The sequence below is a fragment of the Amorphoplanes friuliensis DSM 7358 genome (genome assembly GCF_000494755.1).
GTDB classification, from domain to species: Bacteria; Actinomycetota; Actinomycetes; order Mycobacteriales; family Micromonosporaceae; genus Actinoplanes; species Actinoplanes friuliensis.
In genome coordinates this window covers 461844-488141 of sequence record NC_022657.1, presented here as the reverse complement: position 1 = coordinate 488141, position 26298 = coordinate 461844, and the positions used below count along the sequence as shown (strand labels likewise).

General features: G+C 69.3%; 24 protein-coding genes and 2 riboswitches. Of the genes, 9 read left to right on the top strand and 15 right to left on the bottom strand.

Annotated elements, in window-relative coordinates; all coding sequences use genetic code 11:
* The first annotated feature begins 10 nt into the window (after positions 1–10).
* Together AFR_RS02345 and AFR_RS02340 are read left to right on the top strand one after the other, a co-directional pair.
* The gene (locus AFR_RS02345; RefSeq protein ID WP_023357690.1) at positions 11–907 is read left to right on the top strand and encodes an ABC transporter permease; all 897 of its coding nucleotides are present in this window, start codon (positions 11–13) and stop codon (positions 905–907) included.
* Positions 900–1685 carry an ABC transporter ATP-binding protein gene (locus tag AFR_RS02340; RefSeq protein ID WP_023357689.1) on the top strand — a complete coding sequence of 262 codons (786 nt, stop codon included), beginning with the start codon at positions 900–902 and terminating at the stop codon, positions 1683–1685. The genes AFR_RS02345 and AFR_RS02340 overlap by 8 nt, the downstream gene beginning before the upstream one ends.
* Positions 1686–1706: 21 nt before the next feature.
* Here AFR_RS02340 and AFR_RS02335 read toward each other — a convergent pair whose 3' ends face one another.
* Complete coding sequence (locus AFR_RS02335) at positions 1707–2786, bottom strand: coiled-coil domain-containing protein (RefSeq protein ID WP_023357688.1); 1080 nt, start codon at positions 2784–2786, stop codon at positions 1707–1709.
* 3 nt (positions 2787–2789) lie between these two features.
* Positions 2790–2926: riboswitch (cyclic di-AMP (ydaO/yuaA leader) on the bottom strand.
* Between the two features lie 279 nt (positions 2927–3205).
* A riboswitch (cyclic di-AMP (ydaO/yuaA leader) is annotated at positions 3206–3342 on the top strand.
* A gap of 5 nt (positions 3343–3347) precedes the next feature.
* Here AFR_RS02335 and AFR_RS02330 point away from each other — a divergent pair.
* Positions 3348–4370, top strand: a complete 1023-nt coding sequence (locus AFR_RS02330; protein ID WP_023357687.1) for a coiled-coil domain-containing protein — start codon at positions 3348–3350, stop codon at positions 4368–4370.
* A 66-nt stretch (positions 4371–4436) separates the two neighbouring features.
* Here AFR_RS02330 and AFR_RS02325 read toward each other — a convergent pair whose 3' ends face one another.
* From AFR_RS02325 to AFR_RS02300, 6 genes are all read right to left on the bottom strand, one after another.
* Entirely contained in the window at positions 4437–6803 is a 2367-nt protein-coding gene (locus AFR_RS02325; protein ID WP_023357686.1) for a glycoside hydrolase family 65 protein, read from the bottom strand.
* 39 nt (positions 6804–6842) lie between these two features.
* Positions 6843–7580 (bottom strand): beta-phosphoglucomutase family hydrolase, encoded by a 738-nt coding sequence (locus AFR_RS02320; protein WP_041840537.1) that lies wholly within the window; start codon positions 7578–7580, stop codon positions 6843–6845.
* Positions 7581–7658: 78 nt separating this feature from the next.
* A complete protein-coding gene (locus AFR_RS02315) occupies positions 7659–8255 on the bottom strand; it encodes an ATP-binding protein (protein ID WP_238547224.1) in 597 nt (198 codons plus the stop codon).
* Complete coding sequence (locus AFR_RS02310) at positions 8246–9544, bottom strand: ABC transporter ATP-binding protein (RefSeq protein ID WP_023357683.1); 1299 nt, start codon at positions 9542–9544, stop codon at positions 8246–8248. The genes AFR_RS02315 and AFR_RS02310 overlap by 10 nt, the downstream gene beginning before the upstream one ends.
* Positions 9545–9758: 214 nt before the next feature.
* A complete protein-coding gene (locus AFR_RS02305; RefSeq protein WP_023357682.1) occupies positions 9759–11933 on the bottom strand; it encodes a bifunctional glycosyltransferase/CDP-glycerol:glycerophosphate glycerophosphotransferase in 2175 nt (724 codons plus the stop codon).
* Positions 11933–13993 (bottom strand): CDP-alcohol phosphatidyltransferase family protein, encoded by a 2061-nt coding sequence (locus tag AFR_RS02300; RefSeq protein WP_023357681.1) that lies wholly within the window; start codon positions 13991–13993, stop codon positions 11933–11935. The genes AFR_RS02305 and AFR_RS02300 overlap by 1 nt, the downstream gene beginning before the upstream one ends.
* Before the next feature lie 221 nt (positions 13994–14214).
* Between AFR_RS02300 and AFR_RS47595 the strand changes: the two genes are divergently transcribed.
* A complete protein-coding gene (locus AFR_RS47595; RefSeq protein ID WP_084298321.1) occupies positions 14215–14397 on the top strand; it encodes a PspC domain-containing protein in 183 nt (60 codons plus the stop codon).
* A gap of 98 nt (positions 14398–14495) precedes the next feature.
* Here the strand turns inward: AFR_RS47595 and AFR_RS02290 are convergent, their stop codons facing one another.
* The 7 genes from AFR_RS02290 to pdxH form a co-directional block, all read right to left on the bottom strand.
* Positions 14496–15233, bottom strand: a complete 738-nt coding sequence (locus AFR_RS02290; protein ID WP_023357679.1) for a DUF4230 domain-containing protein — start codon at positions 15231–15233, stop codon at positions 14496–14498.
* Between the two features lie 60 nt (positions 15234–15293).
* Positions 15294–16463: an acyl-CoA dehydrogenase family protein gene (locus tag AFR_RS02285; RefSeq protein ID WP_023357678.1), complete on the bottom strand. Its 1170-nt coding sequence runs from the start codon at positions 16461–16463 to the stop codon at positions 15294–15296.
* 19 nt (positions 16464–16482) lie between these two features.
* Positions 16483–16779, bottom strand: coding sequence for a type II toxin-antitoxin system VapB family antitoxin (locus AFR_RS02280; RefSeq protein ID WP_023357677.1), 297 nt, complete (start codon positions 16777–16779; stop codon positions 16483–16485).
* 61 nt (positions 16780–16840) lie between these two features.
* Positions 16841–17458, bottom strand: a complete 618-nt coding sequence (locus tag AFR_RS02275; protein ID WP_023357676.1) for a nitroreductase family protein — start codon at positions 17456–17458, stop codon at positions 16841–16843.
* Position 17459: 1 nt separating this feature from the next.
* Entirely contained in the window at positions 17460–18389 is a 930-nt protein-coding gene (locus AFR_RS02270) for an aldose 1-epimerase family protein (RefSeq protein WP_041840536.1), read from the bottom strand.
* Positions 18390–18399: 10 nt separating this feature from the next.
* Entirely contained in the window at positions 18400–19710 is a 1311-nt protein-coding gene (locus AFR_RS02265) for an MFS transporter (protein WP_084297885.1), read from the bottom strand.
* Positions 19707–20333: a pyridoxamine 5'-phosphate oxidase gene (gene pdxH, locus AFR_RS02260; protein WP_193786366.1), complete on the bottom strand. Its 627-nt coding sequence runs from the start codon at positions 20331–20333 to the stop codon at positions 19707–19709. Before pdxH ends, AFR_RS02265 begins: the two co-directional genes overlap by 4 nt.
* A gap of 205 nt (positions 20334–20538) precedes the next feature.
* On the opposite strand from pdxH, the gene AFR_RS02255 reads away from it, so the two are divergent.
* The 3 genes from AFR_RS02255 to AFR_RS02245 are packed head-to-tail and all read left to right on the top strand — an operon-like array spanning position 20539 to position 24117.
* Entirely contained in the window at positions 20539–21645 is a 1107-nt protein-coding gene (locus tag AFR_RS02255; protein ID WP_023357672.1) for a citrate synthase 2, read from the top strand.
* A 30-nt stretch (positions 21646–21675) separates the two neighbouring features.
* Positions 21676–22797, top strand: a complete 1122-nt coding sequence (gene serC, locus AFR_RS02250) for a phosphoserine transaminase (protein ID WP_023357671.1) — start codon at positions 21676–21678, stop codon at positions 22795–22797.
* Between the two features lie 60 nt (positions 22798–22857).
* Positions 22858–24117 (top strand): pyridoxal phosphate-dependent aminotransferase, encoded by a 1260-nt coding sequence (locus AFR_RS02245; RefSeq protein ID WP_041841694.1) that lies wholly within the window; start codon positions 22858–22860, stop codon positions 24115–24117.
* Here the strand turns inward: AFR_RS02245 and AFR_RS02240 are convergent.
* On the bottom strand, positions 24114–24554 hold the full coding sequence (locus tag AFR_RS02240; protein ID WP_023357669.1) for a GNAT family N-acetyltransferase: 441 nt from the start codon (positions 24552–24554) through the stop codon (positions 24114–24116). The genes AFR_RS02245 and AFR_RS02240 overlap by 4 nt on opposite strands.
* A gap of 65 nt (positions 24555–24619) precedes the next feature.
* On the opposite strand from AFR_RS02240, the gene AFR_RS02235 reads away from it, so the two are divergent.
* Together AFR_RS02235 and AFR_RS02230 are read left to right on the top strand one after the other, a co-directional pair.
* Positions 24620–25132 carry a SigE family RNA polymerase sigma factor gene (locus AFR_RS02235; protein ID WP_023357668.1) on the top strand — a complete coding sequence of 171 codons (513 nt, stop codon included), beginning with the start codon at positions 24620–24622 and terminating at the stop codon, positions 25130–25132.
* On the top strand, positions 25129–26226 hold the full coding sequence (locus AFR_RS02230; protein WP_023357667.1) for a hypothetical protein: 1098 nt from the start codon (positions 25129–25131) through the stop codon (positions 26224–26226). Before AFR_RS02235 ends, AFR_RS02230 begins: the two co-directional genes overlap by 4 nt.
* The last annotated feature ends 72 nt before the right edge of the window (positions 26227–26298 follow it).

Below are 26298 nucleotides of genomic sequence, written 5' to 3'. Positions count from 1 at the left end.
GCGCCACCCCATGCCCCCTACGGCGGTCGCCGATTCCGAAACCGGCCTCTCGCTCAAGGAGCTGGCCCGCAAGCACGGCCTGAGCGCTGCCGGCAAGCTCCCCAGCCTGCGCGACTACTCGCGGCAGCTGTGGTCCTACCGGCACTTCATCACGTCGTTCGCCAATGCCAAGGTCTCCTCCGCGCTCGGCCGCACCCGGCTCGGCATCTTCTGGCAGGTGCTGACGCCGCTGATCAACGCAGCGGTCTACTACGTGATCTTCGGTGTCGTCCTCAACACCAAGAGCGGCATCGACAACTTCGTCGCGTACCTCTGCACCGGCGTTTTCATCTTCGGCTTCACCCAGTCGGTGGTGCAGGCCGGCATCCAGGCGATCAGCGGCAACCTGGGCATGATCCGCGCCCTGCACTTCCCGCGGGCCAGCCTGCCGCTGGCCATCGTCATGGTCGAGATCCGCAACATGATCGCCTCGCTGGCCGTCCTCATGGTCATCGTGCTGGCCTTCGGTGAGCGCATCACCTGGGAATGGCTGCTGATCGTCCCGATCTTCCTGCTCCAGTCGATCTTCAACGCCGGTCTGGCGATGGCCGTGGCCCGCCTCGGCTCCAAGGTCGCCGACTTCAAGCAACTGGTGCCGTTCATCATGCGGATCTGGCTGTACGGCTCGGCCGTGCTCTACCCGGTGACCCGCTTCACCGAGCACCTCAGCGGCTGGAAGCTGGCCGTGGTCGAGGCCAACCCGCTGCTCGTCTTCATCGACCTCATGCGGCACGCACTGATGGAGGACGTGCCGCTGGCGGCGCCCGCCGGCGTGCTGTGGCTCGAGGCCGTCGCCTGGGCCCTCGTGGCCGGGCTCGGCGGTTACGTCTACTTCTGGCGCGGAGAGAAGGGGTACGGCCGTGGCTGACGTCTCCAGCAACGACCGGCGCGATCCGACGATCATCGTCGACGACGCTCACGTGGTCTACCGGGTGCACCAGTCGGCCACGCCCGGCACGGGCAGCCCGCTGGCGAGCTTCAAGCGCATCGTGACCGGTGCCAAGCCCGCGACACTGCGCGAGGTGCACGCGATCAAGGGCGTCAGCTTCGTCGCGTACAAGGGTGAGGCCGTCGGTCTGATCGGCACCAACGGCTCCGGGAAGTCGACCCTGCTGCGGGCCATCGCCGGTCTGCTGCCGGTGGAGAAGGGCGCGATCTACGCCGCCGGGCAGCCGTCGCTGCTCGGTGTCAACGCCGCCCTGATGAACGACCTGCCGGGCGAGCGCAACGTCGTCCTGGGCTGCCTCGCCATGGGCATGAGCCCGGCCGAGGTGAAGGCCCAGACCAAGGACATCATCGAGTTCTCCGGGATCAACGAACGCGGGGACTTCAGCTCGCTGCCGATGCGGACGTACTCGTCGGGCATGGCGGCGCGGCTGCGGTTCTCGATCGCGGCGGCAAAGAAGCACGACGTCCTGCTGATCGACGAGGCGCTGGCGACGGGTGACGCGAAGTTCCGCCGGCGCAGCGAGCAGCGGGTCCGCGATCTGCGCGCCCAGGCCGGCACGGTCTTCCTGGTCAGCCACAGCGAGCAGTCGATCCGGGACACCTGCGAACGCGCGATCTGGCTCGAGTCGGGACTGATCCGCGCGGACGGCCCGACCGACGAGGTCCTGAAGGAGTACGAGGCCTACACCAAGCGGTAGGCCCCGCACTCCCCGCCGGAGCTAGCGCATCGAGAGATGCACGTGGTTGGTGTGATCACTCGACGGATCCCCACCGGCCCCCGAGTACGACTTCCAGCCGCTGCTCGGTAGCCAGATCCGCCGGAACCAGATCACGTAGAGCACACCCAGCCGGCTCGCATTGTTGATGAAGTAGTTCGCCAGCTGGTTGCCGTACGTCTTGCTGCTGCCTGTGGCGTCGCCGCCGAAGCCGTTCTTGTCGGCGGCGAAGTCACAGGCACGACCCTTGGGGTGCTCGCCGCTGTTCTGCTGCCGGAAGCATGCGACGAAGCGTGTGAAGCCGTCCTTCTTGGCTTCCTTCATCGCGTGCAGCGTGCGCGGCGTGATGCAGCCGGACGAGGTGGGGTCGTTGATGCTGCAGGACTCGTTGGGCAGCTCACCGTTGGAGTTCCGCGGCGCCGCGGCGGCCTTCGAGCTGCTGCCGCCGTCGCTGGAGCTGCTGCCACCGGACGAGTCCGAGGCGTCGGAGCTGCCACTGGCCGCGTTGGCGGCCTTCAGGGCGTTCTCGGCCTGCGTCTTGCGCTTGGCCATGACGGTGAGCTGACGCTGCTGGTCGCGGATCTCGGCGTCGATCGCGACCTTCGCCTGCTCCTGCTGCGTCTTCGAGTCCTTCAGATCGCGGACGGCCCGGTCCTGCTTGACCGCGATCGTCTCCAGGGTCTGTACGCGGTCCAGCATGCTGCCGGTGGAGTCGGCGGTGACCAGCGCGGTCATCGGCCCGAGCCGCCCGGTGCGGTACGACTGCTGGACGATGTCGTCCAGCGCCGCCTGCTTCGGGCCGAGCTCGGTGTTGATCTCCTTGAGCTTGTCGATCAGCTGCTGCTGGCGCTTCCTGGAGGTCGCCAGGGCCTCCTTGGCCTCGACGAAGCCCTTGGACGCCGCCTCGAGCTGCTGGACCAGGGACTTCGAGCCGCCCTCACCGTCGTCGCCCGAGTCACCGGGCGCGGCGAGCGGCCGGGGTGACGCCGAGGCGGAGGACGGGGCGACGAGTGCCAGACCCGTGGTGGCGACGAGCGCCGCGAGGACGGTCGCTAATCGCCGGCGGGCAGGTTTGAGCCTCACGTGCTTTCCTTCCGTCGGCCGCCGACCGAGTTAGCTGACGGGTTCGGGACGGAAGCGATCCCTACCACTGTGACGTGGATTCACCCCATAACACGGGTGGGTCCCCGGCTCGCCTTGCGGCGATTAGGCGGCGGTCTGCTGTGAGACCGTGACGAACACTACCCATCGATGTCACGAATCGACAGGTGTCGTACTGAGCGCAACAATGCAAATACGCGGCGTGATTTCGTGACGGAAAGAATGCAACGACTCACATTGATGTGCCGTTACGGGCTATGACCTGCGTCATTCCATCGAGCAGTAACGGAAAGTCGTTGCCGGGTAACGCTTTTCACCACCGTTGCCGGACTGTCACCAGGGCAGTTGTCAGGTAAGCTGGCCGCCGGTCACTGCCAAGAAGGCACCGCCCCCAAGGTGCCGGCAGCCCACCGCCTAATCGCCGCGAGGCGAGCCGGGGACCCATGTGTAGTAGTGGGGTGAATCCACGTAACCGTGGTAGGGATCGCTTCCGTCCCGAACCCGTCAGCTAACCCGGTCGGTGGTCACGCGGAAGGATTGTGAATGACGGCAAGACCCCGCCGGTGGCTCGTTCTCGCCCTGGCACCGCTCGTAGCGGTCACGATGCTGCTCGTGCCCGCATCACCGGCGAGCGCCGACCCCGACGACGACAAGAAGTCGTCGACCGCCGACGACGGCGATGACGATCCGCTCCTGAACGACGTCCTCGACTCCACGGGACGACGCTTCCTGGCGGCCAAATCAGCGGTTGCGAAGTCGACCAAGACCCAGCTGGGTCTGGCCCTCAAGGTCAAGAATGCCGAGACCCGGCGGGACTCTCTGCTCCCCGAGGTCGGCGCGGTCGCGGCCCAGCAGTACCGCACCGGTGGCATCTCGACGATGGGCTTCCTGCTCAACACCGACGGCCCGGACGGCTTCCTCAAGAAGGCGGTCTCCCTCGAGGAGATCAACGCCATCAACGACGGCAAGCTGCACGAGCTGTACGAGGCGATCGACGACGTCAGCACGCAGAAGGCCCGCCTCGATCAGGAGGTCAAGGCCCAGCAGCAGAATCTGGCCTCGATGAAAAAGCAGAAGGAGTCGGCGGAGAACGCCCTGGCCAAGGTCGGCGGCAAGTCCGTGACCGGCGGCTTTGTCCTCTCCAAGTCACCGGTGGCGGCCCCCGCTCCCCGCAACTCCGACGGCGATTTCGGCCCGGAGTCGTGCAGCGTGAACGACCCGACGACCAGCGGCTGCATCACCCCGCGGACCTTCCACATGTACAAGGAAGTCAAGAAGGCGAAGTTCAAGAGGTTCGTCGGCTGTCACCGCAACGGCGGACCGTTCGAGCATCCCAAGGGCCGGGCCTGCGACTGGTCCCTGCAGAACAGCGGCTTCGCCCCCTGGCACAACCAGGACACCCGGGAGTACGGCAACAACCTGATGGCGTTCCTGGTCCGTAACGCCGACCGGCTCGGCATCCTGTACGTCATCTGGAACAGACAGATCTGGTTCCCGGCGACCGGCTGGAAGTCCTACTCCGGCCCGTCCGACCACACGGACCACGTCCACGTCTCGATGCTTTAGCGCTGCTCCGGACCAACAGAAAGCCCCCGTCCTCCTCGAGGACGGGGGCTTCTTGCTGTAGCTCGGTCAGCTGCCGGTGGCCCGGCGGACCGGGGCCCGACCGGCCGGCTGCGTCGGCGCCGGGCCCATCGGGCCCTGCGGCGGGATCGGCAGCACGACCGGCTTCACCTGGGTGATCGTGACCTCCTTGCCGTGGTGCAGGAGGTCCAGCCGGGCCGAACCACCGCCGTTGCGCAGCGAGTAGGTGACCTCGTCCGCCGTGACCTCCACCCGCAGCCGCAGGCCGCGCCAGAGCAGGGAGAACTCCAGGCCGTTGATCCGGCTGGGCAGGCGCGGCGCGAACGACAGCTGGCCGTTCGAGTCCCGCATGCCGCCCAGACCGGCCACGAGGGCGATCCAGGAGCCGGCCAGGGAAGCCACGTGGACGCCGTCACGGGCGTTCTGGTGCAGGTCGTGCAGGTCCATCAGGGCGGCTTCACCCAGGTAGTCGTGGGCCAGCTCGAGGTGACCCACCTCGGCCGCCATCACGGCCTGGATGCACGCCGACAGCGACGAGTCCCGGACCGTCCGCGCCTCGTAGTACGCGAAGTTGCGCGCCTTCTCCTCGGGGGTGAAGGCGTCACCGCGCACGTACATGGCCATGACCAGGTCGGCCTGCTTGACCACCTGCTTGCGGTACAGGTCGAAGTACGGGTAGTTCAGCAGCAGCGGGTAGACCTCCGGCGGAGTGTTCTGGAAGTCCCACTCCTGCAGCCGCGTGAAGCCCTCCGACTGCTGGTGCACCCCGAGCTCCCGGTCGTACGGGATGTGCACCGAGGCCGCCGCGTCCCGCCACGACGCCGACTCCTCGTCGTCCACGCCCAGCTTGCGGGCGAGGTCCGGGTGCCGCTTGGCCGCGTCGGCCGCGGCGAACATGTTCTGCTGCGCCATCAGGTTGGTGTAGATGTTGTCGTCGACCACGGCGGTGTACTCGTCGGGGCCGGTGACGCCGTCGATGTGGAAACGGCCGTGCCGGTCGTGATGCCCCAGCGAACGCCACAGGCGGGCGGTCTCCACGAGCAGCTCGAGACCGTAGTCACGCTCGAAGTCGTAGTCACCGGTGGCCGAGACGTACCGGCGCACCGCGTCGGCGATGTCGGCGCCGATGTGGAAGCCCGCGGTGCCGGCCGGCCAGTAGGCCGAGCACTCCTGCCCGCGGATGGTGCGCCACGGGAAGGCCGCGCCCTGCAACCCGAGGGTCTGCGCGCGCTCCCGGGCAAGATCCAGAGTGGAGTGCCGCCAGCGCAGCACGTCCGCCGCGGCGGCCGGCTGCGTGTAGGTGAGCGCCGGGAGGACAAACGTCTCGGCGTCCCAGAAGGTGTGGCCGTCGTATCCCGGGCCGGTGAGGCCCTTGGACCCGATGGGCCGCTGCTCGGCGCGGGCACCGGCCTGCAGCGTGTGGTAGAGCCCGAAGCGCACGGCCTGCTGCACCTCCGGGTCACCCTCCACCTTGACGTCGGAGTGGTCCCAGAAGGCGTCGAGGTAATCACGCTGGGCCTCGACCAGGCCCTCCCAGCCGTCCAGACGGGCGCTGGCGAGCGCGGCACCGACCTGGTCCCGCACCGCGGGCAGCGAGCGGTTGCTGGACCAGCCGTACGCGGCCAGCTTGACGACCCGCAGCTTCTGCCCCGGCTCGAGCTTGGTGGCGACCGTGGTCCGGAGCCAGTCCGGGTGCCCCTCGGTGGTGATGGCGTGCTTGCCCGGCGCCTCGACGAGGTGTTCCATCGCCGCGGCCATCCGCAGGTCACTCGCCTTGGTGCGGTGCACGAGCAGGCCGCCGGTGCGCTGCTCCAGCATCTCCTCGGCCTGCAGCGGGTGATCGAGCACAGCCGCGACCCGGGGGTCCTTGCTGGTCGGCGGGAGCTGCTCGTTGGCGACCAGCTCCGACTGGAGGATCAGCCGGGCGGAGCTGGTCAGCGGCTCGACCTCGTAGAGGAAGGCGACGACCGCCCGCTGGGTGAACGACACCATGCGCACGGTGCGGACCCGGATCGCCTGCCCGGAGGGCGAGACCCATTCCACGATCCGCTCGAGCGTGCCCGCGCGCAGGTCCAGGGTGCGCTCGTGGGAGCGCAGCTCGCCGTACCGCACGTCGAACGGCTCGTCGTCGACGAGAAGCCGCATGAGCTTGGCGTTGGTGACGTTGACCATGGTCTGGCCCGACTCGGGGAACCCGTAGCCCGCCTCGGCGTACGGCAGCGGCCGCAGCTCGTAGAACGAGTTCAGATAGGTGCCGGGCAGGCCGTGCGGCTCGCCCTCGTCCAGGTTCCCCCGGATGCCGATGTGGCCGTTGGCCAGGGCGAAGACCGACTCGGACTGAGCCAGCAGGTCCAGGTCCAGCCGAGTCTCCCTGATGTGCCAGGGGTCGACGGGGTAGGCCCGTTCACGGATCACGGTGGTGCCTCTCGAAATGAGAAAGTCTGTAAAGGGGTCTTACTTCAGGAGCTCGGCGAGGTCCTGCACGACGATGTCAGCGCCGTGCTCCCGCAGTGCGTCGGCCTGACCGACACGGTCCACACCGATCACGATGCCGAATCCGCCCGCCTTGCCGGCGGCCACACCGGCGAGCGCGTCCTCGAAGACGGCACAGTTTTCCCGTGCCACACCGAGCAGCTTCGCGCCGTAGAGGAAGGTGTCCGGCGCGGGCTTGCCCGGCAAGTGTTCCGCACGAGCGGTCACACCGTCCACGCGCACCTCGAGAAGATCTGCGATACCGGCCGCTTTCAATACGTCCGCACAGTTGGCGCTGGCCGAAACGACAGCCCGGCGTAGCCCGGCGTCCTTGGCGGCGTGCAGATAGTCGACCGAGCCGGGGTAGACCTGCACGGCCCCCTCGGCGATCTTCTGCAGGACGAGCTCGTTCTTACGGTTGCCGATGCCGTTGACGGTCTCCGCGTCGGGACTGTCGTCGGGCGTGCCTTCGGGCAGGGTGATGCTCCGGGAGGCGAGGAAGGTCCGGACACCGTCGGCGCGCGGCCGGCCGTCGACGTACTGGTGGTAGTCGGCGCCCGAGTCGAACGGCACGAACGGCTGCCCGTGCTGGGCGGACCAGATCTGGAGGAACGCGTCGAACGTCTGTTTCCAGGCCGCGTTGTGCACCAGAGCGGTTTGCGTGAGCACACCGTCGAGGTCGAAGAGGCAGGCCGTCACATGAGGAGGTAGTCCTAGCACTGGCCCAATGTAGTCGTCCCGGATGGCCAACACGCCTCAATGCGCAGGACGACATTTCCACGGCGTTTCATTCCGTGTTCAGTTGCCTGTTGATGCCCCGTTGACCAGGTCAGACGTGTTATTGCGTGGGGAGACGATTACGCGTAGTCCGATAGTCGTCCCGATCGGGCCCGTCGCCATCGTCACCTCGTCGCACAGTTGGTGCGCCAGCCAGATGCCCCGGCCGCCCACCTCGAACGCCTCCGGGACCTCGGGCGGGTGCCGGTATCGCTCCGGGATGCCGGGGCCGGAGTCGGTCACCGTGCACCACAGCGAACCGGAGGTGCCCCAGAGCACGATCCTGCCGTGGCCCCCGGCGTGCAGGACGACGTTGGTGATGACTTCGTTGATCGCGAGGACGAAGCCGGAGAGACGGTCGCCGAGCCCGGCCCGGTCGAGCCGCGCGGTGACCTCGTGGCGGACCACGGTGATCTCGTCACGGCCGAACGTGCGGTCCAGCAGGGTGAACTGCCGATCGGGATTTGCGGGCACCGCCGTGCCGTCCGGCGACTCCCTGCCCGGAGCCGGACGCAGCACGTCATGGTCGACAGTTTCCTTCACCGCCGAGCAGCTTACGCTGTGTACCGCCTCCGTGGCAGCCGCAAGAACCACCGAAAATCCGAGTTTCAGCGCCAACCGACGTCGATGCGGTCACCGCGTTCGTCGAAGAAATGCAGAGCGTCCATCCGCACGCTGATCGCGAGCGGGTGACCCGGTGAAACGGCCGGGTACGGCGCCAGCCGCACAGCCAGCTCGGCCGGGCGCCGGTGGTGCCGGCCCGGGTCGCTGAGCACCGAGGTCTTCTCGGGGTCCTCACGCTCGAGGACCGCCTTGTCGCCCCGGCCGGTGAGCCGCTGGAGCGCTCCCCCGATGCGCTTGAGGGCGCCCGTCTCGGTGTTCGTCTCGGTGACCGCGCCGCCGAGCTCGTCGACGACGATGGCCGTCGCACCGATGTCCAGGAACGCCAGCGACTCGTGCCCGTGGTGCTCGAGATAGCGGATGCGCCCCTGCAGCACGTCGCCCGGGGTGTCGGGGGCGACCGGGGTGAGGGCCTCGGCCCGCATGCCGACGACGATGCGCTCGCCGTGGTAGTGCGCGATGGCCCGCGCCCGGATGTCGGTCCAGGGCAGGTAGAGCGCCTGCTCACCGAGGTTGAGGGCGATGTAACGGTCGAGGTGCACGTAGACCGAGGCCTCGAGGAGGTTCATCCGGGGTGCGCCGAGGAACGCCGCGACGTAGAGCGTGGCGGGGCGGCCGTACACCTCGGTCGGGGTGCCCAGGTCCTGCAGCACACCCTTGCGCATGATCGCCACGCGGTCGGCCATGGTCAGCGCCTCGGCCTGGTCGTGGGTGACGTACATCGTGGTGACGCCCAGCTCACGGGTCAGTCCGGTGATCTCGGCGCGCAGCTCGGCCCGCAGGCCGCTGTCGAGGTTGGACAGCGGCTCGTCCATCAGGAAGAGGCCGGGGCGGCGCACGATGGCCCGGCCCATGGCGACCCGCTGGCGCTGACCGCCGGAGAGCTGCCCGGGCTTGCGCGCGAGCACGTCGCCGATGCCCAGCGCGCTGGCCACGTCGCCGATCCGCTCGCCGCGGGGCACCGGCTCGACACCCGAGAGCTTCAGCGGGAAGCCGATGTTGTCGCCCACGGTCATGTGCGGATAGAGCGCGAAGTCCTGGAAGACCATGGCGATCTGGCGATCGCGGGGTGCGAGGTCCATGACGGGTTCGCCGTTGAGCAGGATGGCGCCGGCGGAGGGATCCTCCAGCCCGGCGATCATGCGCAGGATGGTCGACTTACCGCAGCCGGACGGCCCGAGGAGGACCAGGAACTCGCCGTCCTCGACGTCCAGGCTGACCTTGTCGACCGCGACCGTACCGTCCGGCCAGACCTTGGTGACGTCCTTGAGCGCGACGGTGGACACCGTCAACCTCCTGCGTTTGAGCTGCGACGATGGCTTAGCGTGACCACACCCATCGATGCCTGCCATCGGGTGAACGTGCCATTTGCCGACAGTCACCGGATCGTCACCCATTTATGGACGTCACAAGATCAACCAAATGCATCGTCTGCGCAGGTGGCGGTGCACGAGGCCCGGCCGGACGCCTTCAGCGGCGGCGCGGCGGTGTCCTCAAGATTTACTTCCCGGAATCGCCCAGTAACACGCGGCGCACTACCCGTTCCGCCGCCCGGCCGTCGTCGAGGTAGCAGAAACGCTCCCGGAAGCGGGCCCGCAGAGCCGCCGCCTCCCTGGTCGCGTACGCCTCGGTGGCAAAAACGGCGACCAGGTCGGCGAAGGTCCGCGCGACCACACCCGGCGGAAGATCCATCAGGTCGAAGTACACACCGCGGAGCTCCCGGTACGCCTCCCAGTCCGGCGCGAAGATCACCAGCGGGCGGTCCAGGACGGCAAAATCGAACATCGCCGACGAGTAGTCGGTCATCATCACGTCGGCGGCCAGATAGAGGTCCTCGACGACCGGGTGCGCCGACACGTCCACGATCCGCCCGCGCCGCGCCGGCGACTTCTGCTCGGGCGCGACGTAGAAGTAGTGCGCCCGGACGAGCAGCACCGTGTCCGGGCCGAGCTGGTCGGCCAGCGCCTCCACGTCCAGCACCTGCTGACCCAGCGGTAGCCACTCGCGGTGTGTGGGCGTGTAGAGGACAACACGTTCCGTCGGCGCGATGCCGAGCTTTGCGCGTACCGAGGCGGTCTCGCCGGGTGAGGCGGCAGCGAGCCGGTCGTTGCGCGGATAGCCGGACTCGAGGGTCTCGTAACCGCAGGGGTAGGCACGCTCCCAGGCCACCGTGGTGTGCGCGTTGGCCGAGAGGCTGAAGTCCCAGCGGTCCGCGCGGCGCATCTGGGCGTGGAAGTCCTGGTCCTTGGCCGCCGCGGGGTGGTCCACCTGGTCGAGGCCCATCATCTTGAGCGGGGTCCCGTGGTGGGTCATCAGGTGGACGGCGCCGTCCCGCTTGACCACCCAGTTCGGCCAGTTGACGTTATTGATCAGCCAGCGGGACCGCGCCAGCGCACGGTAGTACGGCAGTGAGCCGGCGATCACGTAATCGGTGCCCGGCGGGACCGAGCGGGCCCGCGCCCGGCCGACGACCCACACGTTGTGCACGTCCGGCGCCAGCTCGGCGGCCTTCCGGGAGATCGCCGCCGGGTTGCAGGTCACCCCGCGGTACCAGTACGCGGCGTACAGCGCGAGTTTGTCGTCCACCGGTAGCCGCAGTTGCAGCTGGTAATAGCCCCGGTAGGCGGCTTGGCGCAGTCGCTTGGTCAGGCCGCGCAGCTTCAGGGCCGGCACCCGCCGCCGGCGGTTCAGGGTCTTCGCCACGGCCACCGCCCGGTCCAGCACCCGGAACGACAGGAACGACCGCCGCTCGATCAGCCGCAACCGCAGACCCATCGGTCCCGGTGGCGGCTCATACCCGCTGTCCGGCCGGTACCGGTGGAAGTCCTCGACGATCCGGTCGAAGAAGCGCCGCCGCGAGCCCTGCGGCATCCGCTCGGGATTGCGCAGCACGGTCACGTAGTGCCACATCATCCGCTGGAAGAGCTGCGGCCGGATCACCTCCGGCTGCTCGGCGTACTTCTCGACCAGCGCAAACGCGTGTGCCCAGTGATCGAAGATCTCAAAATGCCGGTCACCGACCGTACGCGTGATGGCCCCGGTCCGCCGCTGCCGGTAGTGCACGCAGGTGCGGCCCAGCGCGCTGATCCGGTCCGCCGCCGCCAGCACGGGGAAGGTGAACGAGACGTCCTCGTACCATCCGGACTCGAAGCGCAGACCGAGTCTGATCAGCAGCTCCCGGCGGACAATCTTGTTCCAGGCGACGTGCAGCACGGACAGCACGCGGGGCCACTCGGCGACCGTGAACGTCCGCGGCGCGGTGGACAGCAGCGAACCGGCACCCGGCCGGGCCACGCGCCCGTCCCAGTGCACGCGGTCGAACCCCACGACCAGCACGTCGGCGTCCGTGTCGGTGAGCCGGTCGGCGACCGCGGTCAGAGCGCCCCGGGCCAGCCAGTCGTCGCTGTCGACGAACCAGACGTAGTCGCCGGTGGCCTGGTCGAGCCCGATGTTGCGGGCGCGGCCCAGGCCGACGTTCTCCGTCAGCGTGACCACCCGGATACGCGGGTCACGCGCCGCGTACTCGGCGAGGATCGCGCCGCTGTTGTCCGGTGAGCAGTCGTCGACGGCGACCACCTCGAAGTCCGTGAAGACCTGCTCGAGCAGTGAGTCGAGGCACTGGCGCAGATAGCCCTGCACCCTGTGGACCGGCAGCACCACGCTGAGCAGGGGCACTACGAACCTCCGGATCTCCAGTCCCTGACCGCCCCCACCAGGAAGGCGCCGCCCACGGCGACAGCGAGCAGCAACTCCCCCATCGTCGCCACCCCGGACAGAGCACACACCACGAGCAGCACGACCCGGCCGTCCCAGCCGAACCAGGCGTGCGTGGACACGTCCGGGGCACCCTTCTCCATCCGGGCGGTCAGGTCGTAGTGCTGGAGTGCCAGGACGAACAACAGCAGGTAAACAACTGGCGGCGGCACCGAGCAGAGCAGTCCGACGGCCACCACGACCAGGTATTCGGCCGCCCGCAGACCGGCCGGGATCAGCCAGTCGAGCGGCCCGCCGTGCCGGGACCGGGCCACCAGACCCGCGCCGAGCACCAGGACCGCGGTCACCACCAGCGCGATCGCCGCGCCACCGTCGGCGCGGACCAGCGGCACCAGTACGTCACCGTTGACCCAGGTGCCGTACTCGGTGCCGAGCGGCACGAGACCCGCCAGCACCGCGGCCACCAGCACCAGCGGCGCCAGAGCCGCCACCAGGGTCGCCGCCAGCGGCGCCTTGACCTTGGCGGCACTCAGCACCGCCCGCACCAGCAGCCCGTCGTCGCGGTGCTGCGAAGTGTCGACCGTGTCCAGCACACCGACACGCATCGAGAGCGACCGCAAAGAGCGCAGACCCAGCGTGTACGCCGCAGCAAGCAACCCCCAGACCACCACCGCGGTCAGGGCGACCCGTCCGTTGCTCAGCGCCGCCAGCACGGCGATCAGGGCCCAGCGCTCGCCGATCGGGAAGACCACGATCCGCTTCAACCAGTACGCGGCCGAGCCGGTGTCGGCCTGCACACGGTTGGACGCACGGCTCAGCCGCGCACCCACACCGCCACCGGCATCGGTGTTGCCCGCGGTGCCGACTGACTGCCGGGCGGCCGCCTCGTCGTGCAGTGCGCCGTACCAGGTGTCGGTCATGTGCCGCACGGTCTGCAGCAGGATCGCGGTGATCGCCAGCGGCCAGGCGAAGGGCAGCCCGGCCCGCTCGGCACCGGCCGCGAGACCGGCGTAGACCGCGTACTCCTTCGCCCGGTCCGCCATCGTGTCCAGCCAGCCGCCGAACGCCCCGAACCGCCGGGTGTACCGGGCCAGCTGCCCGTCCACGCAGTCGAGCACAAATCCCAGGTAGAGCAGCACCGCACCGGCGATCATCGCGGGCCGGGAGGCCTGCCAGAACGCCAGCGCCGCGGCCACGGCGAACAGCACCGACAGCGCCGTGACGCCGCTCGGGCTGAGACCGAGGCGGGCACACCACTTGGTGACCAGGGGCGACCAGTTGCTGACCGCGTACGTGGTGAAGAAGTCGTCTTTTTCCTTGACCGCCAGCCGCAGCAGGGCGGAGTCCTCGTCGACGGCGGCGACCGCGGCCCGCGCGGCGGTCAGCTCGGCGTCGGTGTGCACCCGCTCGGCATGCAGCAGCCGCACCCGCGTCGCGATGGGCACGAGCCCCCCGGCGAGCAGCTCCGGCAGCAGAACATCCACAGCATCCCGGCCGGCTGAACTGCGGGACGCCGGATCCGTGATCGCGGCGGTCGCGGCGGGCGGCCCACCCGATGCCGGCAGGTGGCCCACAGGGCCGGAGCCGAACCCCGAGTCTCCGGCCGCGCGGGCAGCACTCGCGGCAAGGATGGGCAGGTCGGCCGGAGCGATCGAGATGGCACCCAGAAAACGGGAGGTGCCGTCGGTCGCGGCCACCAGACGGCCGCGCTCCTCGCGGAGGTCACCGCCGTCCTCGGCGACAACCAGGGCGGTGCTGCGACCGGCCGGCTCGGTGGCCAGGGTCCACAGCAGGCTCGGATGCGCGACAAGGTTGTCCGCGCACAGCAGCACGGGCCCGTTTGCGTCCGCGGCGATCCTGGCGATCTCCCGGAGCTGACCGGCGACATCGAGGCCGTTCACCGGCACGACCGCGGTGGCTCCGGCCGCGGTCAGCGCCGCCGTGAGCTCGTCGGCGAGCCGGCGGGCCGCACCCGGATCGAGGTCGTTGCCGGTGCTCCCGCACAGCACGGCGAGTGTCACCGAGACATCCCCTCCCACCTGAACCGCCCCCGGTGACAGGGCGTCAGGGGGCGGAATTTGCCCCGATGTTAACAGTGGTTTCACACGGGGTACGGGTAGCCCTTACGGGAATGCGAATGCGCTTCTCCACCTCAGGATCGAGGGCGGAGTCGCGCCGGGCACCTACCGTTGAACATGGTTGCGGCGCAGGGCCGCAACCAGAACTGAGTGGAGTGAGTGACTTGGCCCGCCGACTGGCCCGCCCCCGCGACGACCGACGGATCGCCGGTGTTTGTTCCGGCCTGGCACGCCGGTTCGGGATGTCCTCCGGCATGGTGCGACTGATCTTCGTCCTGTCCTGCCTGCTGCCCGGCCCGCAGTTCCTGATCTACATCATCCTCTGGGCACTGCTGCCCAACGAGTGACCTCGACCGTTCGGCGCCCCTCCCTCGTCGGGAGGGGCGCCGCCCTGTTTCACGGACCCATTGACCGGGCGCTCTGACGGGCGCTCTGACGGGCGCTCCTACGGGCTGGCGAAGGTCACTGTCACCGAGGTGTAGCCCAGGCTGGTGAGGAGGCCCTGGAGCATCTTCTGGGTGTTGTCGCGGGCGCGCTGGTCGAGGCCACTGCTGCGCGCCGCCTCGGAGATGCGTTGCTGGGCCATCTGGTAGACGCGCTGCTGCTGGTCGGGGTTGCTGCTGAAGGCGCCACCGATGCGGTTGAGCAGGCCGCGCTCCTCGGCCACGACGTAGCTGCGCTCCATGTCGAGGGCGGCCTGGCCCTGCTGCGGTGCGGGCAGCTCGATCTTGACGGACTTGTCGTCGTTGTTGACCGTGATCGCGCCCTCGGCGAGGGTGCTGAAGTCGACGTACTCCTCGACCGTGCCCGAGCCGACGAAGAGCGTCCGCTTGTTGAGCAGGAAGTCGGGGATGTTCTCCTTGTTTTCCTGCAGGTCGACGATGACCTGGAAGGTGCCGTCGGCTGCGACGTAGCGGCTGAGGTCGCGCATCGACTGCAGCAGCACGGGCTGGCTGCGGTCCGTCGTCTTGTCGGAGAACGGGTTGTCGAAGCTGGGCAGGACGTTGACCGCGCGCAGGCCGAGGCACATCGCCACGATCAGCGCGAAGACGACACCGGTGAAGACGAGAACACGGGCGAAGCCGCCCATGCGGCGCGCGGGCTCCGCCGGTGCAGGTGTGGGCTGGTCCTCGACCTCGGGATACTCCCGTGTCGGTTCGTCGGTCTCACTGGACTGGGCCATCGGTGCTCACCCCCTTGGTGACACCCACGGTACGGAAGGGGTACGACACTCGCAGCGCGGTCAGCCGCCGAACGCGTTGAGACCGGTCAATTTCTGCCCGATGACGAGCTGGTGGATCTCCGAGGTTCCCTCGTACGTGAGCACACTTTCGAGGTTGTTCGCGTGCCTGAGCACCGGGTACTCGCCGCTGATGCCGTTCGCGCCGAGGATCGTGCGGCACTCCCGGGCGATCTTGATGGCCTCGCGGACGTTGTTGAGCTTGCCCACGCTGACCTGCTCGGGGCGCAGACCCACCTCGTCGTGCCGGCGCCCGAGGTGCAACGCCAGCAGGTAGCCCTTCTGCAGCTCGAGGGCCATGTCGGCCAGTTTGGCCTGGGTCAGCTGGAAACCGGCGATCGGGCGGCCGAACTGCTCGCGGCTGCCGGCGTACGCGAGGGCGGTGTCCAGGCAGTCACGGGCGGCACCCAGCGCGCCCCAGATGATGCCGAAGCGGGCCTCGGTGAGGCAGGAGAGCGGGGCCTTCAGGCCGCGCGCGTCGGGGAGCCGGGCCGATTCGGGCACGCGGACGTCGTCGAGGGTGATCTCACCGGTGGCCGAGGCGCGCAGCGACAGCTTGAGCTTGACCTCCCGGGCGGAGAAGCCCGGGCTGCTGGTCGGGACGGCAAAACCGGCCACCCCCTCGTCGGTCCGGGCCCAGATCACGGCCACGTCGGCGACCGGCGCGTTGGTGATCCACATCTTGCCGCCGGTCAGGATCCAGTCGTCGCCGTCACGGCGGGCCCGGGTCGCCATGTTGCCGGGGTCGGAGCCGTGGTCGGGCTCGGTCAGCCCGAAACAGCCGATCAGCTCACCCGCGGCCATGCCGGGCAGCCACTGCTGCTTCTGGTCCTCGCTGCCGTATTTCCAGATGGCGTACATCGCCAGCGAACCCTGCACCGAGACGAGGGAACGCACCCCGGAATCGGCGGCCTCCAGCTCGAGACAGGCCAGGCCGTACGCGACCGCGGAGGCGCCGGCGCAGCCGTACCCGGTGAGGTGCATGCCGAGGAGGCCGAGCTTGCCGAACTCGAGGGCGAGGTCGCGGACGGGGACCTCACCACGCTCGTACCAGCCGGCGATGTGGGGTCGGACCCGGTCGTCGACCACCCGGCGGGCGAGCGCGCGGACGTCGCGCTCCTCGTCGGTCAGCAGGGCGTCGAGGTCGAGGAGATCGAGCGGTGAGACGGCCATACGGTCAAAACTAGCGGTGTTAGTTGCCGATGACGAGGACCCGCGCGTGAATCTGGTTGCGCTGCTGCAACGCGGCGCGCAGCGCACGGTGCAGGCCGTCCTCGAGGTAGAGACCGCCGTGCCACTCGACCACGTGCGGGAAGAGGTCGCCGTAGAAGGTCGAGTCCTCGGCCAGCAGCTTGTCCAGCGCGAGCTCGCGCTTGGTGGTGATCAGGTCGGCCAGCCGGATCGGGCGGGGCGGGATCTCGGCCCACCTCTTGAGTGTCGTGTGATGGTCGGGGTACGGCGCTCCGTCCCGTACCGCTTTGAAGATCACTACGGCACGCTCCCCTCGGTCCTCACGCACGCCTTACCCGACGGGCAGGCCGATATGCCTGTCAGCCTAGCGAGCCTGCCCATCGGCCATGATGCACCACCTCGTCCACCGGGCGGTGCCCCCGGCGTAGTGACGGTGACCTCTTGTCCGCCGCCGGGTATCCGACGGTGAGCGCGCCGACCGGCACGAACTCCTCAGGAACGCCGAAAGCCTCCCGGAACGGACCCACACGCTCGGCCGGCACACCGAAGAACAGTGACGCCAGCTCCTCGTTGACCGCGGTCAGGTGGATGAGCAGCGCGGCGAAGCCCGTGTCGATGTCCCAGTAGGGCACCGGCCAGCGACTCTCGTCGCGGTCGGTCCAGCCCTTGTCCGCCTGGGCGTACCGGTCGAGATAGACCGATTTGTTGGAGAGCGCCACGATGATCAGCGGCGCGGTGCGCATGCGGTCCAGCCAGGAGCCGGCGGCCGGCTCGTCGGCCGGGGCGGTCACCGACCAGTAGAGATCGCGGTCGGCCTGCTCCTGGAGCACGAGGAAGCCCCAGCCCTGCGAGAAGCCGGCCGAGGGCGCGCGCAGAGCGTGCTTGATCAGCTTGTCGACGAGCTCCGGCGGCACCGGGCGGTCCGGGTCGTACGTGCGGATCATCCGGCGCCGGCGGAGGACCTCGTCGAACTCCATCTCAGGCCGCCGTGGACCGGACGCCCCAGGACGCGCGCCAGGTCTGCCCCGGCTCCAGCACGATCAGGTCCCGACCCGACCTGTACGCGTCCGGCGGGCAGGTCATCGGCTCGATCGCGAACGACCGGCGGAAGCGCTCACCGGTCAGGGTGTCGCCGCTGAAGACCTGCCACCAGCGGAAATTCTCGTCGCCCCAGACGGTCACGGACTGATCGCCCGACGGCGCGGCGATCGTGACCGCGGAACCGCCGTCGGCGTCGTGGTCGATGTCACCCCACGTCGTGTCCAGGACCGCGGAACCGACGCGGCGCGGCTCCGTGAAGTCGTAGTCGGTGCCGGCGACCTTGACCGCGCCGATCGGCAGGAGCCGGGCGTCGGCCAGCACCCGGCTGCGACCGGGCACGTGCAGCAGCGTGTCGTCGACCGCGACCCCCTGCAGCTGGAGGTACGGGTGGACCGAGAAGCCCCAGGGCGCGTTCCGGTCGCTGGTGTTGACGACCTCCTGGTCGGAGCGCAGGCCGTCGGCGGAGACGCTCCACCGGGTCCGCAGCGTCAGTGACCAGGGGTAACCGATCTGCGGCGGCAGGTCGAACTCGACCGTCACCGAGTCGCCGGTCTGCTCGGCGAGCTTCCAGCGGGACCAGTTCGTGAGCCCGTGGATGGCGTTGTGCTTGTCCGGCTCGGTCAGCCCCAGCTGGTAGGACGTGCCCTCGAAGGTGTAGTGCCCGTCGCGGATCCGGTTGGGCCAGGGCGCGAGGATCTGACCGGCCGAGGCGGGGGACATCTCGTCCGGCCCGAAGCCGTCCAGGATCTCCCGCCCGTTCGCGGAGTAGCCGCGCAGGACGCCGCCGACCTCCACGATCACGGCCCGGTGGCCGTCGGCCTCGATGGACCACTGCAACCCAGATTTCGCCGCCACGACGTCAGTCATGACGCTGACATTATCGGGTGACCTCCGCGTCAGCGGGAGGACGGTAGCGAAGCAGGGCGGGGAACGCGAGCGCGAGCACCACCGCGAGGCCCGCGGCCGCGAACCCGCCGCCCGCCCAGGAGGCGGTCGGGCCGGTGATGTCGGCTGTCGCGCCGGCCCGGAGATCACCCAGTCGCGGCCCGCCGGCCACCACCACGGTGAAGACGCCCTGCAGCCGCCCGCGCAGCCGGTCGGGAGCGAAGGTCTGCAGGATCGACTGCCGGTAGACCGCGCTGACCAGGTCGGCTGCGCCGCCGACGGCCAGCAGCAGCACCATCAGCCACAGCGAGTGCGCAAGACCGGCCAGGCCGACCGCGACACCCCAGCCCACGACGGCGATGACCAGGGCCACACCCTGTCGTTTGATCCGGCCGATCCAGCCCGAAGTCAGACCGCCGATCACCGAACCGATCGCGATGGCCGCGAAGAGCCAGCCCACCGCCGAGCCGCCACCGAAGCGGTCCTCGGCGATCTCCGGGAACAGCGCCCGCGGCATGGCCAGCACCATCGCGATGATGTCGACCGCGAACGAGAGCAGCAGCACCGGCTGCTTGACGAGGAAGCGCAGGCCGTCGGCGATGCCACGCAGGCCGGCCGTGGGCTTCTCGGTCACCCCGTCGTCGAGCACGGGCGGGATCGGCGGCAGCCGGTAGGTCGCCCAGAACGAGATCGTGAACAGCAGCGCGTCCACGGCGTACGCGACGGTGACGCCGGTGTCGACCGACCAGGCACCGAAGATCAGGCCCGCGGCCAGGGGTCCGAGCACTCCCCCGGCGGTGGTCGTCGTGTAGGCGAGGGTGTTCGCCGCCGGCACCAGGTCGGCCGGCACGATCCGGGGGATGATCGCCTGCCGCGCGGGTGAGCTGATCGCAAAACCGGCCGACTGGATCGCGGTCAGCGCGAGCAGCACGATCGGGCTGTGCAGGCCGAGGACCGCCTGCACCAGCAGACCGACGGTCGCGATCCAGGCCAGCGTCGAGCTGGCCAGCAGCAGTTTGCGCCGGTCGACCACGTCGGCCGCGGCGCCACCCCACAAGCCGAAGATCAACAGCGGCACGAGACCCGCGATGCCGAGCAGACCGACCCAGGCGGACGAGTGCGTGATCGCGAACATCTCGACCGGCACGGCGACCGAGGTGAACTGGAAGCCGAAGTACGCGACGCCGTTGCCCACCCACATCCGCCGGTAGGCGACGCCGCGCAGGGGCCGGACATCGATGACCCAGCTCTTGCGCTTTCCCTCCACGACCTTCTCGGTCGCCTCCACCGGCTCCTGACTCACGGTGCGAGCCGTTCCACCACAAAGCCCTCTTCGGTACGCCGGAAGCGCAGCCGGTCGTGCAGCCGGTTGCTGCGGCCCTGCCAGAACTCGACCGTCTCGGGCACCACCCGCAGCCCACCCCAGTGCGGCGGCGCGGGGACGTCCCCGTCATTCCCGAAGCGTTCGAGCGCCGCTTGCAGCCCGGCCTCGACGGCAGCCCGGTCCGGCACGACCTGACTCTGCGGGCTGGCCCACGCCCCCAGCTGCGAGCCGCGCGGACGGGTCGCGAAGTAGGCCTCGGTCTCGGCCCGGTCCACCTGCTCGACGGCTCCGGCCACGAGCACCTGCCGCTGCATCGGGAACCACGGGAAGACCAGGCTCGCGGCCGGGTTGGCCAGCACCTCGGTGCCCTTACGGGAGGCGTAGTTGGTGAAGAACACAAAACCGCGCTCGTCGTACCCCTTGAGCAGCACCGTGCGGGCGCTCGGGCGGCCTTCGGTGTCGGCGGTCGCGACGATCATCGCGTTGGGCTCGGGCAGCCCGGCCGCGCTCGCCTCGGCGAACCAGCGGCCGAACTGACCGGTCCAGTCCGCCGCCAGGCCGGTCTCGAGCAGCGCGCCGTGCTCGGTGTAGTCGCGCCGCATGCCGGCGGGCGAGGGGGAATCCGGGGTCACACGCGCTCCCTTGTCCAAGATTGACCCAACGAACCTAAGTCCCGGACGGCGGCCCGTCAGGTCGGCGAGGATAGGTGTCGCAGACAGCACACTCCCGCGGGTCGACCAGCCGGTCACCGAGCGGCAAGATGAAACACCCACGGCTTTCGTCCGGCGGGTCCTCAGGAGGCGCGACGTGTCCGATTTCAAGCCGGGCCTCGAAGGCGTCATCGCCTTCGAGACCGAGATCGCCGAGCCGGACAAAGCGGGCGGATCGCTCCGTTACCGTGGTGTCGACATCGAGGACCTCATCGGTCAGGTGTCCTTCGGCAACGTCTGGGCCCTGCTGGTCGACGGCCGGTTCGGCCCCGGGCTGCCGCCGGCCGAGCCGTTCCCCGTGCCGGTGCACTCCGGTGACATCCGCGTCGACGTGCAGTCGGCCGTCGCCATGCTCGCGCCCTACTGGGGCCTCGACCAGATGCTCGACATCGACGAGGACCAGACCCGCGCCGACCTGGCCCGCGTCTCGGTCACCGCGCTGTCCTTCGTCGCGCAGGCCGCCCGCGGTCTGGGCCTGCCCGCCGTGCCGCAGAAGGACATCGACAAGGCCCAGACGATCGTCGAGCGCTTCATGAAGCGCTGGCGGGGCGAGCCCGACCCCCGGCACGTCAAGGCGGTCGACGCCTACTTCATCTCGGCGGCCGAGCACGGGCTCAACGCCTCCACCTTCACCACCCGCATCGTCGCCTCCACCGGCGCCGACGCCGCGGCCTGCATCTCCGCCGGCATCGGCGCCCTCTCCGGCCCCCTGCACGGCGGCGCACCGTCGCGGGTGCTGCACATGATCGAGGCCGTCGAGCGCAGCGGCGACGCAGAGGGTTACGTCAAGGGCGTGCTCGACCGCGGCGAGCGGCTCATGGGCTTCGGTCACCGGGTCTACCGGGCCGAGGACCCGCGCGCCCGTGTGCTCCGGCGCACGGCCAAGGAGCTGGGCGCACCTCGCTTCGAGGTCGCCGAGGCGCTGGAGAAGGCCGCCCTCGCCGAGCTGCAGGCGCGGAAGCCCGACCGGGTCCTGATGACCAACGTCGAGTTCTGGTCCGCGGTGGTGCTCGACTTCGCCGAGGTGCCCGCACACATGTTCACGTCGATGTTCACCTGCGCCCGGGTGGCCGGCTGGAGCGCGCACATCCTCGAGCAGAAGAAGCTCGGCCGCATCGTGCGCCCGAGTGCCCTCTATGTCGGACCCGACACCCGCAAGCCCCAGGACGTCGAGGGCTGGGACGCCGTCCCGCATAATCTGTAACTGCTGATCCACCCGCTGGAAGGACCCCCCGTGGCTGACCCGATCCGGATTCCCGACGACCTCAAGCCTGTCGACGGGCGGTTCGGTTCCGGCCCGAGCAAGGTCCGTCCCGAGGGGGTCGAGGCGCTGTCCCGCGTCTCGACGACGTTCCTGGGGACCTCGCACCGGCAGAAGACGGTGAAGGAGCAGGTGGCCCGGCTGCGCGCCGGCATCGCCGAGTTCTTCTCCGCCCCCGACGGCTACGAGGTCATCATCTCGAACGGCGGCACCAGCGCGTTCTGGGAGTCGGCCACGTTCGGGCTGATCCGCGACAAGGCCCAGTTCGCCGAGTTCGGTGAGTTCGGCGCCAAGTTCGTCAAGTCCGTCACGGACGCGCCCTTCCTCGCCGACCCGACCGTGCACAAGGCACCCGGCGGCAGCGCGGCCTACCTCACCGCCGAGGCCGGTGTGGACGCCTACGCGAGCGTGCACAACGAGACCTCGACCGGTGTCGCCGTGCCGGTGAAGCGGGTGGCGGGTGCCGACCCGGGCGCGCTGCTGCTCACCGACGCGACCTCCGGCGGCGGCAGCCTCGAGGTCGACCTGACCGAGACCGACGTCTACTACCTCGCGCCGCAGAAGGCCTTCGGGTCGGACGGCGGCCTGTGGATCGCCCTGATGTCGCCGGCGGCGATCGAGCGTGCGTTCGAGATCAAGGCGTCGGGGCGGTACATCCCGCAGTTCCTCGACCTGGTGACGGCGATCGAGCAGTCCCGCCTGGAGCAGACCTACAACACCCCGGCCCTCGCGACGGTGTTCCTCGCCGCCGAGCAGGTCGACTGGATGAACGCGCAGGGCGGTCTCGGCTGGGCGGCCAAGCGCAGCGCGGAGAGCGCCGCGGCCATCTACGGCTGGGCCGACCGCTCCGACGTGGCGACGCCGTTCGTCACCGACCCGGCGCTGCGGTCCAACGCCGTCGCGACGATCGACTTCGCCGAGGGGGTGGATGCAGCGGCGATCGCCAAGGTTCTCCGCGCCAACGGCATCGTGGACACCGAGCCCTACCGCAAGCTGGGCCGCAACCAGCTGCGGGTCGCGCTCTACCCGACGGTGGACCCGGCTGACGTCGAGGCGCTGACGCGCTGCATCGATTACGTCATCCATAAGTTCTGAACGATCCCGTCGCGTCTCCCGTACTGCCCGGCGGCAATGTCGCTGGACTCGGGAGGCGCGATGGCACGGACGGGTATCGATACCTCGATCCTGCACAAGGGGGCGCACAGCGCCTCTTATTTCGATCTTTCCCGAAGCATGGACGAGGGCGCGGAGATCGTCGACTTCTGCATCCCGTGCAACCCGTACTTCCCCACGCCGGAGATGTTCGACGAGCTGTCCCGGGACCTCAAGAACATCCTGAAGTACTACCCGAGCGACTCGTCCAGCATCACCAACAAACTGGCCAGTGTGCTGGGACTGCACCCGCAGACCGTGGCCATGGCCAACGGCTCCACCGAGCTGATCACCTGGATCGACCACCTCCTGATCAAGGAGAGCATCGCGATCCCGATCCCGACGTTCGGCCGGTGGACCGACCAGCCACTGGAGACCGGCAAGCGGGTCGACATGTTCCCGCTGCAGGAACGCGACGGCTTCCGGCTCAACCTCGACGACTACGTGCGCTTCATCCGCGACCGGGGCTCCCGCGTCGCGGTGGTCTGCAACGTCAACAACCCGGACGGCGGCTACCTCGCCCGCCGGGACGTGATCCGTTTCATGGACGCGCTGGGCGACCTCGACCTGGTGGTCATCGACGAGTCGTTCATCGACTTCTCCGACGCGGAGCAATACCCGTCCGTCGGCCCGGACGCGGTGATCCGGCCCAACACGGTTGTCCTCAAGAGCCTCGGCAAGAACTTCGGCCTGCACGGGATCCGCTTCGGCTATCTGATGGCCAACCCCGCCATCGCCGGCCGGATCGGCAAGGCGCTGCCGAAGTGGAACCTCAACTCGCTCGCCGAGAAGGTCGTCTACATGATCCAGGAGCACGACGACGAGTACGAGGACAGCCTGCGCCTGCTCAGCCGCGACCGCCGCACGATGGCCGGTGAGCTCGCCCGCATCCCCGGCCTGACCGTCTTCCCGTCACAGGGCAACTTCATCCTGGTCAAGCTGCCGACCGAGTGGTCCGGTGTGTCCCTGCGCGACTACCTCGTCGCCAACCACGGCGTCTACACCCGCGAGTGCGGCAACAAACTGGGCATGACCAGCCAGTTCATGCGTCTTGTCGTACGCCCGGCGCGCGACGTCGACCGGCTCATCGACGGCATGCTCGACTACGGCCGCCAGTTCCGTACGCGCCCCGCCTGGGAGGACGAGCCGGTGGAGACCGGTCGCCGCTGGACCACCACAGTGGACGAGGAGCCGGACAACCTGATCCAGTACCCGACCCACCGCACCACCGAGTACACCGCGCGCCGGGCTGTGAACGGCTAGATCTCGCGGACCATGACGACTTCGCCGTGGTCGATCTCGCCCGTCTCGACGAAGCCCGCGGAGCTGTACAGGCCGCGGGCTTTCTCGTTCGCGGGCACCACGCTGAGGCGTACGCGCTGCGCGTTGTGCTCGCGCACCGCAAACGCGACGGCCTCCTCGAGCGCCGCACGACCGAGGCCCTGCCCCTGGAAGCGGTGATCGATCATCAGCCTCACGATGCCGTGGCCCCGGCTGTCGCTGTCGAGCGGATGGAACAGCACAAAACCCACGAGCTCGTCACCGGAGTAGACAGCCCGCGGCTCGGCCTTCGGATAAACGTAGGTCTCGGCGATGCTGACGGCGTTCGGCGCCACAAAATCGCTCTGCTCGGGCCGGACCTCCAGCTTGGTGACAGCCCGGAGGTTCTCCTGCGTGATCGGGCGCAACTCGACTGACATGCCGTCTTTGTAGAACTCTCACTCACGGCATGCAACGTTTTATCCGTGCCGATGCTCCATAGGTTGTGAATGCCGACGCGGAGGACGACTTCCTGACCTTCGTCCGCCTGTCGACGCCGTCCCTCATGCGGGTGGCGTTCGCCCTGACCGGGCAGCAACAGGCGGCCGAGGACCTGGTGCAGACCGCACTGGAACGTGTCGCCACCCGATGGACCCGGCTCACCGAGCCCTACGCGTACGCGCGCCGGATCATGTACCACGAGCACATCTCCTGGTGGCGGCGCTGGCGACGGCAGGAAGTGCCGGTGCCACAGCCCGAGGACCGAGCTGCGCCCGGCGACCTCGCCGGCGACGTGGCGCTGCGCGACGACCTGCGGACGGCGCTGGACCAGCTCGGACCGCGGCAACGGGCCGTGCTGGTGCTGCGCTATCTGGAGGACCGCAGCGTCGACGAGGTCGCCGAGGTGCTCGGCTGCTCCGCCGGCACCGTGCGCAGCCAGACCTCGCGCGCCCTGCTGCGACTGCGCGAGTTCACCACCGAACAGGTCGAACTGGCCACGGAAGGCGGTACCCGATGAAGGACATCACCGTCGAGGGGGTCCGCCGAACCCTCCAGACCCTGGCTGACCAGGCCCGCCCGGTGGAACTCGGAGAGGCGGCGCTGGCCGGGGCCGAACGGCGTCGACGCCGTGCCCTGGTGGGCGGGGCTGCCGCTGTGCTGCTTCTGATCACGGTTGTCGCCGTACCGCTGGGTCTGTCGAGTGTGCGGCGCGGAGCCGCACCGCCGGCAGCGGGCCAGCCGACCACCGGGCCGCGGGTGGTGACCTCGTATGTCGTGGGCGGGCGATCCTTCGTGATCGACCCGACCACCGGTCGTTATCGCCAGGCCCCCGGTGGTGTGGCCGCGGTCTCGCCCAACCTCGACCGTTACGCGAACGTCGTGACCGTGAACGATCGGTCCACCCTGCGGATCATGTCGACCTCCGGTGACCCGGCCCCGCGGACCCTCGACCTGGCCGGTTGGGCCGGGCAGCCGGCGTGGTCGCCGGACGGCAACTGGCTGGCCCTGCCGATCTGGGAGGTCCCGGCGGACGAGCTCACCGCCCACGGCTTCCACGACATTTATCTCGTCGACACGATCAACCTGACCGCCCGCCGCCAGACCTTGGAGCTCGGCGCCGGGCCCGGCGAGTCGCTGCGCTGGGACGAGACCGACCGCCTCCTGGTCACCACCCCCGGCCGGCTCTCCACGGTACGCACGGACGGCACGCTGGTCGCCTCGCGGGCGCTGCCGCAGGGCCTGCCCTGCACCCGGCAAGCGACGACGATGCTGCCGGCGCCGCTCTTCAACGGCAGGCTGCTGCTCTGCAAACTGGACGGGTCGACGGCGTCGCTGTTCACCGTGGTGCCGTCCGGCGCGGACGAGCAGGGCTCGGACATCGGCAGTTTCACGGTCACCGACGAGCAACGCCTGACCCCGGTGGCGTGGGCGGGTGGCGACACGGTCGTCCTGTCCGTCGAAGCTTTGGGGCGGAACTCCGTCAACGTCGTCCGCCTCGGTTACCCGGCCCTGGGCCCACCGGCCGGCCGGCTGCCCCGCGGCGCCGACCAGATCCTCGTCGGATCGACGGACGGGCTCGCCGGCACCGCCACCGCAGTGGTGACCTTCTAGAGTGAAGATCATCTCCGCAGGTCAATGACTTTGACGGCGTGGCTTACCACCATCGGGTGACCGGGGCGCGTA